Here is a 15,191-nt window from a genome sequence, read left to right on the forward strand (position 1 = left end):
ATAAAATTAGAATGAAAAAGAGAATTTTGGCAGTAGCTGTATTGCAGTTTTTTATGGTGTTAGGTGGTTGTAGTTCAGATTCAGGAAACGATTCAATTCCGGAACCGCCTGTTGTGGTGGTAAAAACACCAAAAATAACATCGTATTCTAAAAATTCCGGTGAAAGCGGGGAAACAATTAGTATATATGGTGAAAATTTTTCAGAAACAGTAAACGATATTAAAATTACGTTTGATGGTGTTGCTGCTACGATTGTTTCGACTTCGGCTACCGAAATTAAAGTTGTTTTACCGCAAACAGAAAGTGTGCTCCCTAAAGTTGTTTTTACTATTTCGGGTAAAAAGATCAATAATGAAGTTCGTAATAATTATTCTGGAAGTATAGGGATTGTACCAACATCATCTAAGACGGCTTGGTTTACTATGGAAAATGTTTTAAAATCAGATAAAGCTATAAAACGTGCCCGTATGTTAAGCAGTGAAATTTCTTATATTACTTATGGTAGCTATGTTTACAGAACTTTAGACGGGGGAATAACATGGAATTATTGGGCCTATAATTATAACAGCGAAGGAGATTTCTACGCTACTAAAAAAGGAGAAGGATTGTGTTATACAAGTTTTGGTGCTTCAAGTCCGTATGTTCGTGGTTTAATTGTAATACCGGAAAATGGCGATACACATTCTGAAACTACCTTATGGAAAGAAATGGGAGGAGCTTATCCGGGTATTCCATTGGTTTATATTGATGAAAACATGCAAAATGGTACTATAGTTTCGCAAAGAGGAGTTGTTTATACGAATACTAAAGGGGGAATGTTTGAAATGGTTTATGACTCTCAAGTTCAAAATAGTGATTCTAATATGAGTAGAATATTTATGGGAGCACAAATAGATAATGATCATATTTGGGCTGTTGGTGAAAAGAAAGAAGGAGAGGCAACTTATCCAGTTATCTTATTTAAGAATAATGAGACAGACGGCTGGAAACAGAACTTATTAAAAAAAGAACCAGGTACGTATGTTAGTGAAGTGTCTTTTCCGGATAAAGAAAATGGTTTTCTTTTAATTAAAAATGCAGCTAATACGATCTTTTATAAAAGTATAAATGGTGGAGATACTTGGACTAAGGTTTATACTGGAGAAAAATTTACAAAATTTGCGTTTAAAGATGGTAATACGGGCTGGGCAATTTTAGAAAACAAAATCTATAAAACTGCTGATGGAGGAGTTACATGGACACTTGACTATACTCATGACCAGGTTATTAGAACTATTATTTGTAAAGACAATGTTGTTTGGGCGATTTCTACCGATAAGATCATCAAACGCTATTTGTAATTTTTAAGCAGCAGAAAATTCTATATAATGAAAAAAGACTGTAGCTTTTTACAAACTACAGTGTTTTAAAATAAACTGAATGAAGAAAACTTTACTCTTACTTTTATTCTTCGCCATTGCTTCTTGTTATCAGGAAACTGTGATAGCTGTAGAAGGTGATTTTGTAACCTCGTATGTAAAAGATGATGAATCAATCCCCGTTATCATTAAAATAGATAATAAAATTACGGGAGCGGACAAATATGAATGGACATTTGAGGGAGGAAATCCTGCAAGTTCCTCTCAAAAAAATCCAGGTGAAATATTATACAATAAACAAGGTACTTATACCATCAAAGTGGTCGCTACAAATGTAGATGGGGAGAGTAAAGAATTTAGTAAAACAGTCATAATAAAAGAAGGTATTGATATTGAGTTTACGCATGAAATTATAAAAAGCAATTATTCTCCGATAGAAGTAGTTCTAAAAAACACCACTATTGGAGAAGGATTGACTTTTAAATGGGATTTTCAGGACGGAGCGCCTGCAGCTTTTACAGGTAAAACACCGCCAAATGTGGTTTTTACAACTCCGGGAGATCACACCATAACCTTAACTGTTTCTAATGGTTTTGAATCAGAGAAACAAACCAAAACTATAACGGTTGCACCTTATTTAGTGAGCTTGTTTTCGTATGAACCCAATTTCGAAGATGACGATTATCAGGCACCGATAACGATTAATTTTACCAATAAATCGATTAGTGCGAAGAACTATAAATGGACGTTCGAAGGAGGAAACCCTGCCGTTTCAACAGAAGAAAACCCAAAAGTTACTTTTGCAGCCGCGGGCAGTCATGAAGTAACTCTTGAAGCTTTTAATGATAAAACTAGTCAGGTTTTTAAATCAACTGTTACGGTATTACCGGATACAAACTTACGCATCTTGACTAATGTTAAACTAGGGATCAATTCAGCGCATAATGGGAACAATATTGGAGCAATGTTTTCCACTGCAACAAGACAGGTATACAAAGCAAATGAAATTAATGATCAGAATAGCCGCTTAATAGATATTGTTTTTCAGGGCCTGAACAGCAATTTCACCAATAACAGATTTATAGCACCGGATCAATCTAATAATTATGGTTTTTCAGTATTGAAAAATGCGCAGAGTACTATTTTTATAAACTCTCAAAATATGTGCAATTGCGGGTTAAACTTCACAGAAGCACAATTTGATGCCATGACCGATGATAGCCTGATAAAATCTTTAAATATAAACTACAGCTCATCCGGATCACAGGAATTTGGTTTTACTTATCCGAGAATCATTTTGTTTAAAACACAGGACGGGAGAAAAGGAGTGATCAAGATTAGAGACATGATAAAGAATGGATCAGGTTCATATATCGTATGCGATATCAAAGTGCAAAAGCAATAAACAATAAATGAAGATAGAAAATAAGAAGATCTTATTTTGGTTCTGTATCGTTTTGGTCTGTTGTATGTGCAGGAAAGGATATGCCCAGGATGTTGATTTAGAGAATTTTTACAAGCCAAATTTTAAAGTTACAGGTAATGTTAATGCAAACATGATGTATTATAATTCTAATAGTAATACTAATGCTCCAAATGCAAGAGAACCTTTTACCTATTTGCTTTCGGGAAATTTGAATATTAGTGCTTTCAATTTTAGTGTTCCGCTGTTTTACAGTATTACGAATCAAGGAAAAAATTTAGGTTATACAGCTCCATTTGATTTTAACCGCTTAAGTATTATGCCTAAATATAAATGGGTAAAAGCTTATATTGGTAATGTAAGCATGACATTTTCTCCCTATACTTTAAGTGGTTTTCCGTTTAAAGGAGTTGGTTTAGAGCTCACCCCAAGAAGTCCGTTTAAAATAAGTTTAATGGGAGGACAATTACTTAAAGCTGTTTCAGCAGAGGAAGCAATGGGAGGAATTCCGGTATATCAACGTGTTGGTTACGGAGCAAAAATAAGCTTCGAGCAGCCGCAGTATAAACTTGGGTGGATTGGTTTTTATGCCAAAGACAATGTTAATTCGCTAAAAATCGGTGATGATAAAGGCGTAACTCCAAAACAGAATTTTGTAAATAGTTTGATTTTTAATACTTCTCTGGTGAAGAATTTAAATTTTAATGTAGAGTATGCGCTATCGGTTCTTACTGATGATATTCGCAGCAGAAGTTTTTCAGGAAGGAACTTTAGAGATAAATTATTTTCAGGCAGAGAAAGTACAAGTTACAGGAATGCTTTAAACGTAAATTTTGATTATAACATTCAGAAAAGCATTATTGGATTAACCTATGAACGTATTGATCCGAATTACAATACATTGGGAGCATTATATTTTAATAATGATTTAGAGAATATCGCATTGCGTTTTTCCCGACCCTTCTATCACGATAAAATCACAGTATCTACCAGTTTAGGATATCAGAAAGATGATTTGGCAAAAGTAAAAAAACAAGATACTAAAAGAGTTGTGGGCTCCATAAACATGAACTACAGAGCTACAGATCAACTTAATATTACGGGTAGTTATTCGAATTTTGCGACTTATACCAATAAAAAACTGGATCAGTTTGAACTAATAAACAATCCGAATACTGTGCAGTCTGATACTTTAGATTACAGACAGTTATCGCAAAATGCCAATGTGAATATGTCATACGTTTTTGGAAAAAAGAAAAATCAAAATTTAAATTTTAATTATAGTATTGCGGGTCAGGCTAATGAACAGGGCGGAGTAATACGAAAAGGCCAGGCAAGCCTTGTTCAGAATTATAATTTGTCGCATTCGATAGGCTTTATAGGGACTAAAATGGCCTTAAACAGTTCCCTTAACTATACCAGTAATGAAGTAGGGAGGACGGATAATTCTTCGGTTGGAGCTTCGATTGGAGCTTCTAAAAAGTTATTAAAAGATAAGCTAAATACCAATTTCGGAATCTTGTACAATAATTCCACCTCAAGTATGAATTCATCTTCTGTATTTGGAGTGAAATTCAACAATACTTATATGCTGATGGAAAGACACAATTTTAATATGAGCATTATTTCAATGTTTCGAAGTAGTTCTAATGCCAGAAAATTTAATGATTTAACAGCTACAATAAACTATTCTTATTCGCTGGATAAAATAAAATTACCGGCTCAAAAAGAATCAAAATCGGAAGCAAAAATAACCTCAGATCCTATTTTGAAGATAAAACATAAAGACAAAACTTACGAAGGGACCCGAAATGAAATTATCAAACAGCTGCAGGACCTTCAACTGGCATTACGCTCAATGCCAAAAGAAGATTCAGATGAATTACAGCACTTGCTTACCCTGACAACTTTGACTCCTGATGAGGACAGTTTTAAAGAAAAAGCACTGAATTATCTAAAAGCATTTGATTTAAACAACGATATTTTAGACCGATATAACAAATACATTCTTGAAACGGTAAAAAGTTTAAAAGAAGAAATGATTCGTAAAGATGAAGGGTTTGAGAGCGATTATGTTATGGCATTAGGAAGAGTGAATAAACATAAGTTGCATGGCGTAAACGAACAAGATGTAACCAATAAAACAAGCTACAAATCGTATTTAAAATTAGTCGAACGAAAGAATAAAAAGCTACAGCCTTTATTAGTTCATCGATGGATGATAAATGAGATTTCGATACTTGCGAGTACTTCTGCAGATGAAGTTCACCAAAACCAGAACCTATCAAGTTTTAATAAACAAGAGTTAAGTCACTTCTTTAAAATGATGAAAGAGAAAAAAGCAGAAGTAGAAATAATAGAAGAATTAAAGATCAAATTAATTCCTTTTTATCATGATTTAGCGCTTAAGAATGTTAAAGATGATGAAATTGAGTTTAAACATCTGAAAAACAATTAACGATCATAAAAGATAAAATCTTTGAAATAGAAGGGGGTATAGAGATCATTAGAAAAGATTTGGATAGAATATTAAAGAAGTTACAATGCTTTATTTTACAAAAAAACAGGATTATTTGCTCATGGAAAAGTTTTGCAAAATACATTTATCAGTATTATTTATCATGCTTTCGGTTGTTTTTTCTTATGGACAGGAATTTACTCCTCCAAAAGAAATAAGCGCAGCTTCGGGGTCGATTCAAAAAATAGAAGCCGCAGACCGTTGGGTAGATAAATTCTCAAATCAGGATTTGGTAGAATTGCCTGTAGGAATTCGAAATACAGTCAATAACGTTCAGTATTCTATCGGAATTACAAAGGCTGTTTTTTCGCCGGAGTACACGACTTTAACTGTTTTTTGTCGTGTGGATATTCCGCAGAAGGATAAGAACGGACAGCCTATGCAATTGTTTTTTGGTGCCGATAATGTAAAATTATCGCATCAGGGAGGTATAATAGGAGAAGCAAAATTGGTATTGCTGGGTAATGTTGATATTCCGTTTAGTGATAATAAGTGGCAGGTATCATTGTATGGTGGTTTTGATATGGCAACAGGAGCTGTTAAAGATTTAACCTATGTAACAATTGACTGCGACGGTTTTAAAGAAATGAAAATTTTCGGAGCAGTAGAGTTTTCAAGAAATTTAATACTGCCAATTGATCCGATAAGTCAAACTGTAGATGAAGCTAGAACAACCATTCCTAAAACCTATTACAATGGAAAAACGGTTCAGATACCCAATAGAGTAAGAGGCGAATTTAGTTTTTTAGCCAGCAGCTGGAATGATATTTTGGTCAACGTAAGTTTGCAGCCTTTTACCCTAAAAGACAAACGAAACGGAAAAGATTTTGATGGTAATTTTCAGTTTTTGGTCAGTAATGCAGTTTTGGATTTAAGTGATTTGAAAAATGATCCAACAGTTGTATTTCCGGAGTATTATGCGAAGAATGCTCTTTTGATGCCAAGTCGGGAGGCCTGGAAAGGAGTATTCATTCAGACTTTCGATGTGGGATTACCAAAAGAGTTCCAAACCACAGATACAGCATCAGGTAAAGAGAGGCTTTATGTAGGAGCTCAAAATCTTATTGTGGACAAATATGGAGTTTCGGGAACTTTCTATGCAGATAATGTTTTTCCATTAGACAGAGGTATCACCAGTAAAGAGAAGTCATGGGCCTATTCTCTGGATCATATTGATGTTACGATTGCTGCCAATACATTTGTAAAAGCAAATTTAAATGGTCAGATACTTTTACCGATCAGTAAAGCGGCGGCAAAGAAAAAGGAAGAAGCTGCTACACCTGCTGCATCCGCTAAATCATCTCAAACCTCTAAAGCAGGTTTATTTTACAGCGGTTTTATATCGATGCAGGAGCAACAGCTCGTAGTCGTTACCAAAGATTCTATTGCCTTTGATATCTGGAAAGCCAAAGCCTTGTTGTTACCCAATAGTTCTGTTGAGTTAAAACTGGTTAATGGACGATTTCTGCCGAAGGCAAATTTAAACGGTACCATTTCTTTCGGTACCAATAAAGGAGCGACAGATGATAAGGAGGTAGAAGGAAAACGTACCGTTGATTTTAAAGGTATTTCTTTTGAAAATTTACAGCTGCAGACCGTTTCTCCTGTCATTTCTGTTCGAAATATGGGCTATAAAGGTACAGTTGCTTTTGGTAATTTTCCTGTTTCAATTGGCAATATAAATGTTGGTATTAATGGAGATAATTCCCGAATTGATTTTGATTTAGGGATTAATCTAATGGATGCTGTTGGAGCCGGGGCTACAGCCAGAATCGGAATAAAGGGGAAAATGTACGATGATGGCTATCGACAGCGAAGTCGATACGATGGCTTAGATTTATCAGCTATAAGCATCGATTGTAAATTTAGTTCCCTAACAATAAAAGGGAGTCTTATTTTAATGGAGAAGGATCCTGTTTACGGTAATGGATTTAATGCAGATTTAGAAGTAGATGTAGCCGGAAAAGTTAATGTAAAAGCAAAAGCTATTTTTGGGCGTACGACTTTTAGATATTGGTATTTTGATGCAGCTGTTAAATGGCCACCTACACCATCCCCCTTCATGATTAATGGTTTTGGAGGAGGAGCCTATTATAAAATGCGCCGGAATCAGGATATAGCCATTGGAGAGTTTTCTCCTTCAGGGCTGAGTTATACACCGGATGAAAAAATAAATCTGGGTGTTAAAGCTTTAATTTATTTCCATATCGGATCTGAAACGATATGCGATGGTGAAGCCGGATTTGAAATAGCCTTTAACTCAAAAGGAGGAGTAAACAGATTAGCTATTTTTGGGAAAGCCAATGTTATGGCAAAAATACCAGGAATGAAAAAAATCAATGATTTGATTGCAAAGGTAGCTGCAGATGCTACAGCAAAAACAAGCTTTTTAGGTATTAGTGAGTCAGATCTTAAAGGATCTTTCGCCAGTAAATATATCCCGGAAGCTACTAAAGCTGTTCCTGGGCCATTATCAGCTGAAGTTGGGATAAGAATGGCTGCCGCAATAGAGTTCGATTTTCAGAATAATTCGATGCATGCTACAACAGACGTTTACATTAATACACCTGGAAATTTCCTCTCAGGAACAGGACCGGGAGGACGAGCCGTTTGGGGAGTTTTTCATAAAGATCCAAAAGACTGGTACATGTACATGGGAACACCCAAAGACAGATGTGGGATCAAAATTGGAGTTGCCGGAATATATTTGACGACAACAAGTTATTTTATGGCAGGAACATTGCTTCCGGGAAGTCCACCGCCGCCACAGCAAGTCGCCGATATTTTAGGTGTAGATGCAAAAGAATTAGATTATATGCGTGACGAAAATGCATTGTCAAATGGAGGAGGTATGGCTTTTGGTGCCAGTTTAGATTTTGATACGGGCGACTTAAGCTTCTTACTCTTTTATGCCCGTTTTCAGGCAGGAATGGGCTTTGATATTATGCTAAAAGATTATCAGGAAGCCAGATGTTCCAACACAGGAAAACCGGTTGGTATAAACGGCTGGTATGCTAACGGGCAGTCGTATGCTTACTTACAAGGAGAATTGGGAATAAGAATTAAATTATCCTTTTTAAGATTAAAAGTTCCAATTATCTCAGGAGGAGCGGCCGTTTTATTACAGGCAAAATTACCAAATCCGGTGTGGATGCGTGGTTATGTAGCCGGGAATATGAATGTTTTGGGAGGATTGATCAAAGGAAAATTCCGCTTTAAGTTTGAGATAGGAGAAGAATGTCAATTTGAGAATGCATCACCATTAGGAGGAATTAAATTAATAACTGATGTAACTCCAAAACAAAGTACATCAGACGTAGATGTTTTTGCTGTACCACAGGCAGCTTTCTCTATGAAAGTCAATGAAGCTTTTGTAATTCCCGAAGATGCAGGCGATGTAACCTATAAAGTGATATTAGAAAAGTTTAAAGTACTGGATGGAGCAAAAGAAATACCCGGAGTTTTAGAATGGAGTTCGATGAAAGACAGAGCAAGTTTTGTTTCAACAGACATTCTGCCTCCGCATAAAGAACTTAAAGTTCAGGTAGAAGTTAGTTTTCAAAAGATGATCAATGGTTCGTTCCAACCTATAAAAGTTGACGGAAAAGTGGCTACTGAATTTGAGGAAAGGTCATTTACGACAGGAGGAGCTCCCAATTATATTCCGCTTGTTAACATAAAATATTCTTATCCGGTTGTAGATCAGAAGTACTTCTTTGAAAAAGAGTATCCAAAAGGATATATTCAGCTTAGACGCGGTCAGGATTATTTGTTTGAGGATTCCAGTTGGGAGACCAGTATTAAAATGGATCAGGAAGGAGCTTCTAATTCAAAGGCGGTAGCATTTAATTATGATACCACTGCGAATGAAGTATACTATGATTTGCCCAACGTTAATCAGGAAAAGAAATATAATTTTTCAATAGTCAGCAGCCTGAAACAAAATTTATCAAAAAAATCAGAATCAAATACACGTACAAGTACGATTGGTAATGAAGGGAATGATATACAAATTAAGGAAAACCAGGCAGACGCGCTTTCAAAAGCAGAAGGTAGTATTGATCGTTTAAATTACTCGTTCTCTACAAGTAAATACAAAGACTTTACCTCTAAAATGAATGCGATAAATGTCCGAAGTTATAATTTTGGAGTTTTATACTCTGACGTTATATTTTTAACCAATACTATTTCAAGCGAGGAAGCATTTGATATAGTTGATCTGAGAGGAGTGACTTATAGTGATAACAAAGCAATCATAAGCGCAGAATCTAAATTAAATGACAGATATTTCGTTGAAGATATTTTCCCATATCTCTATAAAGACTATCCTTTAGCTGGTATTTTTTCTATAGATAACAGAGATACAAATGAATTAGGAATTGTTCCTGCTAAAGCGATTCCACTCAATGCACAATACATGGCCAGCATCGAAAATGATGTTGATCAATCGTGGACTAAAGCAAATTTTCCATTTAAATATAACATGCCATTATTGTATAAACAGGATTGGGTTGATTTAAATAATCAAATAATAAATTCTTATGTTAATGGGGAAACTGCTGTGACTTCAATAGTCCAACGTTTTAAAAAGAGTTACTTCCAGTTTATGAGATATGGAGATTATGAAGTAGTGCTAAAGTATAATTTACCAGGAAACAAACAGTCTAAGGAGTATACATATAAATACAGAAATAACAATAATTTCAGATAAGCATTTGTTAAAGAATGTGTCTTTAAACAGCATAAGACAGAGGCGGCCAATTTGGCCGCCTCTTCTGTTTTTAGGAGAAATTAAGGATCTCAGAAATACTTTGTAGAAGCTCGCTTGTAGAGAATGGAATAATAATTAGTTTAAAAAATTGTTTTGATTACAATAAAAATAAAGCATTTCCTTAGAATTCCATTATCAATGTATTAAAAGCAATGTTGTTGTTTTATACTATTATTTGTAGGAATACACCGGTTGTTTCTTAAAGAATACCAGTTGTTGATTTCGTAGTTGAGAAGTGGATTTCGTGCTATAAATTTGGAATAGTCTCAAAATAAATAGTTATGAAAAGAAGATTACACTAGCCTTATTTTTACCCGTTTTCCCTCATAAATAGAACATTCTTATATGGTTGTTAAATAGTGTTCTATAAGATAATCAGTTGTGATATTATAACGGTACATCAATACTTCAAATGTAATTTTCTTGTAGTTTTTGTTTTAGGATAATGAGAAGAAAGAACTTAAATCGTCTTTTATTCTTATACGATCGATTTTTCCGGATAACCGAAACCATTAACTGTAAATAGTATGAAGAAAATGACCATAATGAAAGCCCGAGCGGCATCTCTTTTTTATTTAAAACGATCTTTGAAGGTTCAACTAACTGCATTTTTTATTGTAGTTTCAATACTTGATGCTCACTCTGAAAATTATGATCAAAAGCGTAAAAATTCAAAAGAATCTCTTCTTAACCTTACAGTTAAAAGTACAGATCAGAAGAAAGTTCAGGGTGTAGTAAAAGACGATAAAGGCATGCCTTTGACTGGAGTGACAATTTCAGTAAATGGCGGTAAACAGGGAACAGTTACTAATTTTGACGGTAAATATGAAATTGCTGTAAATGAAGGCGATGTAGTGAGTTTTAGTTTTATAGGTTTTGAAACTAAAATCATTAAAATTACCAATCAGGTTTTACTTAACGTTACGCTTGTGGCCAGCATTAATAAACTGGACGACTTGGTTTTGGTAGGGTATGGAAAAATGTCCCGCGACAAAATTACAGGAGCAGTAACAAAATTGGATACCAAAGTACTACAAAACACACAAAATGTCTCTTTTGCAGATGCTTTGATCGGAGTGGTCCCGGGTTTATTTGTTCAGGAGAGCTTTACGTCTCCAGATGCACCTCCTTCTATTTTACTTAGAGGTATTGGCTCCATAAGTGCCAGTACAGATCCTCTGATAGTCGTGGATGGTGTGCAAATGCCCCGATCAGGATTAGGCGCTTTCGCTTTAAATGCTGCCGATATTCAGGATATCAGTGTCTTAAAAGATGCCGCATCAACCTCTATTTACGGATCCAAAGGAACCAACGGAGTAATAATGATTACTACCAAAAGAGGAAACCGAAATACAAAAATGAAGGTGACCTTTAACACCAGACTTGGAATGAAAATGGCAGATCAATCATTCACTAACGATTTAATGAAAGGTTCTCAAAAATTAGATTTTGAAGAATCATTAGGATTCTACAAATCTAACCCGGCATTACTTCAAAGCAGAAGAGCAGCAGGTAATAATGTAAATTGGGCAGATTTGCTTTTAAAGAATGAAATAAATCGCGAAAATGACATTTCTTTTTCTGGAGGTTCAGACAAAGCAAACTATTACACTTCTATAACGTACAATAATGTCAATAATATTTTTGATGGTCAGTATAAAAGATATACGGTAGCAACACGTGTTGACTTTGATTTAGGAAAAAAAATAAAAGTGGGATTTTCAGGAAACTTTAGTAATGTAAATGAACAAGACGGACGTACTGTTGGGTCTCCTTTTATAAATTCATTCTTATTAAACCCGTGGTTAACTGTTTTTGACGATAAAGGAAATCCATTAAGACTTCTGGATATTGCCAGTTCTTCGGGAGCTCCTTACAACCCTCTGTTTATAAGAGAAAATACAAATGCAAACGCCAATCGAAAAAATATTGGCGGAAGTGTAAATTTAACTTATACACCTTTCAAATGGCTGAGTCTGAATGGGGTTTTAGGGGCTAACTATAACAACTCAAAGAACAGCAATTATGAAAATGTAATTGTAAAAGGAGGAACATTAACGGTTAATAATAGTGATAATAACAATTATACAGGAACGTTAACGGCTACTATAGCAAAGAAGTTTCAAAAGCATAATTTTGATTTGGTATTGGGTAATGAAGTTAATGAATATGAAACGAATAGCCTTAATGTACTGGCAAATACTTTTAACTCAGATGCCATACAAATAGTAAGTGCAGCAAAAACGATCACTTCAGTTACGCAACAAAAATCACAGGCGGGTTCATTATCTTATTTTTCACGATTGAATTATAACTTTGATAACACTTATAACCTGTCATTATCCTTTAGAAGAGACGGTTCTTCCCGTTTTGGAGATAATAACAAATATGCTAATTTCTGGTCTGTAGGAACTTCATGGAATGTTCATAGAGATTTGTTTAAAGATAATAAAACGATAAGTTCTTTAAAATTCCGTGCCAGTATTGGTACTTCCGGAAATGACTTTATTGGGGATTTTGCTTCTCAATCCTTATATGGGTACAAGAGTCAAATGACTTATGCAGGGAGTACGGTGCCTTATCTGACAAGGGGAGAAAATCCAAATTTAACGTGGGAGAAGAATTATAATAAAAATTTTGGGATAGATTACGGATTCTTTAATAATCGTATTTCAGGAACTGTTGATTATTACATTAGAGATACTAAAGATTTACTGAACAATAAACCGATTCCTTTAACTTCCGGTTTTTCAGAGCTGATTTCTAACATTGGAAATTTTAGAAATGAAGGTGTTGAGATTGGTCTTCATACTGTAAATTTAAAAGGTAAAGATTTTAACTGGACTACTGATTTTAATATTGCTTTCAACAAGGGAACAGTTATAGCCTTATCAGACAAAAAGGATATTCTTTTTAATTCGGGATCTACCGTGTTCCAGGAAGGAAGTGCAATACGATCTTTTTATATTGCAGATTGGGCTGGTGTTAATCCGGTCACAGGTTTTAACCAGTACAGAAAACAGGATGGAACGCTAGTAGATTATAATACCAATAAAACGACAACCAATGCAACTGAAATTAGTAATCTGAGACAGGTTAGCAACAAAACCGCTATGCCTAAATATTATGGAGGTTTAACCAATACGTTCAGATACAAACAACTTGACCTGTCGGTTTTGGTATCTTATGCAGGAGGTCATTATGTTTTGAATGAAGGAATCTATAACTTATATAACAATCCGGGCTACAATCAAAGTACAGCTGTGCTTAAAGCGTGGAAAAATCCCGGTGATCAGTCAAATTTAGCTGTAAGACAGGTGAATACAACTAACCCCAATGCATTTCTGGAGTCAGATTACAAATCCTCTACTCAGTTTTTAGAGAATGCCAGTTATATTAAATTGAAGAACGTTGCCCTGGGATATACACTTCAGAGAAGTATTTTAGAGAAAACGGGAATTGAAAGCCTTAGAATTTATGTTCAGGGACAAAATCTTTTTACCAAAACAGCTGTTAGCTATATTGATCCGGAATATGCTACTGCAGCCGGAGGCATTGGACTTTCTTCATCTATTGTCAGAGCGTATTCTTTAGGCCTGAATGCCAGCTTTTAATATACAACAAATTACAAAATTCTACTTGTTAATGGGATATCAATTAATAAGGGACATAAAAGAGTTTTATTCGACAGAAAAAATAAAGAGCGACATATGAAAACAAATATAAAATTATTCTTTACGGCAGTAGTGGTTACTTTATTTAGCAGCTGCTCTGATGATATTATCAACAAAGAACCTTTGGATCAATTGGCTCCCGAAACACTCTTTCAGACAGAAGGCGGTTTCAGAAGTGCTTTGGATGGTGTTTATGCTGTTATGAAACAAGATTTTTACGGGTATTACTTTGGAATTTACACCATTCCGGAAGCTATTAGTGATGATCTTTTAAGTTCAACAAATTCAAAAGACTTTTCTTTCGATAACAGCTCTGGAAACATATATCCACTGGGCTACAGTAGCGCAACCGGTAATGTAGAGGGATTCTGGAGGATTTCGTATCAGGCGATTAATCATGTGAATACGATTATTAAGATGGCAAGGATAAGTTCTTTACCCAATAAAGATGCTTTTTTGGGAGAAGCCTTAGGTATAAGAGCACTGCTATATTATAATTTATACCGCTTTTATTCACCTGCTTATATTATTGATAAAAAAGCGTTATCGGTCCCCTATCGATTCGAAACAGACAAGTTGTTAGATATAAAACAAAGAAATACGACAGCTGAAGTGATTCAGTTTATTCAGGCAGATTTGAATGAAGCAGCAGCTTTAGCCACCAATACGGTTAATTCGTACAGGATTTCTAAGACGGCTATTTATGCATTGTCAGCCCGTGTATGTCATGAGACAGCCGATTACAAAAATGCAATTGTATACAGTAATTTAGCCTTAACAGATGCCAGATATAAATTAGATAATACGCTGGCTGCTCTGCAAAAGGAATGGGATAAGGATGATTCTGGTGAAATTATTTTCAGAATACGTTTTGAAAATACCGAAATGGGACAGAATGCAGCACTTTTGGCTATACCTGTGCTTTCGAGTTATCCCTATTTGGTATCGACTGATTTAATCAATCTTTACGATAAGACGAAAGATTTTAGATTTACAGTATATTTTAAAAATCATCCTACTATCGCAAACAGTTATTATCCTAAAAAACAAGCAGGTACCCGAACTACAAACGCTTCGGCATCAGATCCAGGTAATATAGATTTAAAATTAATGAGAGTACCTGAATTGTATTTAATACTGGCAGAATCTTACTTCCAGGGAAGTGATAATGCCTCAGCATTAATTAACCTCAATAAATTAAGAAATGCCAGAGGTATAGGGAATTATACAGGGACCGATCTGGGTAAAGAAATTTTAAATGAGAGAAGAAGAGAATTGGCCTTTGAAGGCTTTAGATTTACCGATCTTAAAAGACTTGGATTAGGTTTTAACAGGGCAGATGGTACTGGTTTGACAGCGAATGCCAATCGATTTGCCTTACCTATTCCACAGACTGAAATTGATCGTTCTGGCATTGCACAAAATCCGGGATATTAAATCTGTTTTC

Annotated in this window: 6 protein-coding genes; all 6 read left to right on the forward strand. The window is 35.0% G+C overall.

Going from position 1 to position 15,191, the window contains the following annotated elements; genetic code table 11:
* The first annotated feature begins 11 nt into the window (after positions 1-11).
* On the forward strand, positions 12-1,340 hold the full coding sequence (locus OLM58_RS11865) for an IPT/TIG domain-containing protein (RefSeq protein ID WP_264529066.1): 1,329 nt from the start codon (positions 12-14) through the stop codon (positions 1,338-1,340).
* 79 nt (positions 1,341-1,419) lie between these two features.
* A complete protein-coding gene (locus OLM58_RS11870) occupies positions 1,420-2,763 on the forward strand; it encodes a PKD domain-containing protein (RefSeq protein WP_264529067.1) in 1,344 nt (447 codons plus the stop codon).
* Positions 2,764-2,770: 7 nt separating this feature from the next.
* The gene (locus tag OLM58_RS11875) at positions 2,771-5,239 is read left to right on the forward strand and encodes a hypothetical protein (protein ID WP_264529068.1); all 2,469 of its coding nucleotides are present in this window, start codon (positions 2,771-2,773) and stop codon (positions 5,237-5,239) included.
* A gap of 121 nt (positions 5,240-5,360) precedes the next feature.
* Complete coding sequence (locus OLM58_RS11880) at positions 5,361-10,010, forward strand: hypothetical protein (RefSeq protein WP_264529069.1); 4,650 nt, start codon at positions 5,361-5,363, stop codon at positions 10,008-10,010.
* 587 nt (positions 10,011-10,597) lie between these two features.
* The gene (locus OLM58_RS11885; RefSeq protein ID WP_264529070.1) at positions 10,598-13,684 is read left to right on the forward strand and encodes a SusC/RagA family TonB-linked outer membrane protein; all 3,087 of its coding nucleotides are present in this window, start codon (positions 10,598-10,600) and stop codon (positions 13,682-13,684) included.
* A 96-nt stretch (positions 13,685-13,780) separates the two neighbouring features.
* Positions 13,781-15,181, forward strand: a complete 1,401-nt coding sequence (locus OLM58_RS11890) for a RagB/SusD family nutrient uptake outer membrane protein (protein ID WP_264529071.1) — start codon at positions 13,781-13,783, stop codon at positions 15,179-15,181.
* Positions 15,182-15,191 lie beyond the last annotated feature (10 nt).

Origin of the sequence: Flavobacterium sp. N502540 (genome assembly GCF_025947365.1) — a bacterium.
In the GTDB taxonomy this organism is placed as follows: domain Bacteria; phylum Bacteroidota; class Bacteroidia; order Flavobacteriales; family Flavobacteriaceae; genus Flavobacterium.

Excerpts from the sequence above, each read along its gene's own strand:
- OLM58_RS11865 (WP_264529066.1), top strand. The coding sequence starts at position 12 with ATGAAAAAGAGAATTTTGGCAGTAGCTGTATTGCAGTTTTTTATGGTG.
- OLM58_RS11870 (WP_264529067.1), top strand. The coding sequence starts at position 1,420 with ATGAAGAAAACTTTACTCTTACTTTTATTCTTCGCCATTGCTTCTTGT.
- OLM58_RS11875 (WP_264529068.1), top strand. The coding sequence starts at position 2,771 with ATGAAGATAGAAAATAAGAAGATCTTATTTTGGTTCTGTATCGTTTTG.
- OLM58_RS11880 (WP_264529069.1), top strand. The coding sequence starts at position 5,361 with ATGGAAAAGTTTTGCAAAATACATTTATCAGTATTATTTATCATGCTT.
- OLM58_RS11885 (WP_264529070.1), top strand. The coding sequence starts at position 10,598 with ATGAAGAAAATGACCATAATGAAAGCCCGAGCGGCATCTCTTTTTTAT.
- OLM58_RS11890 (WP_264529071.1), top strand. The coding sequence starts at position 13,781 with ATGAAAACAAATATAAAATTATTCTTTACGGCAGTAGTGGTTACTTTA.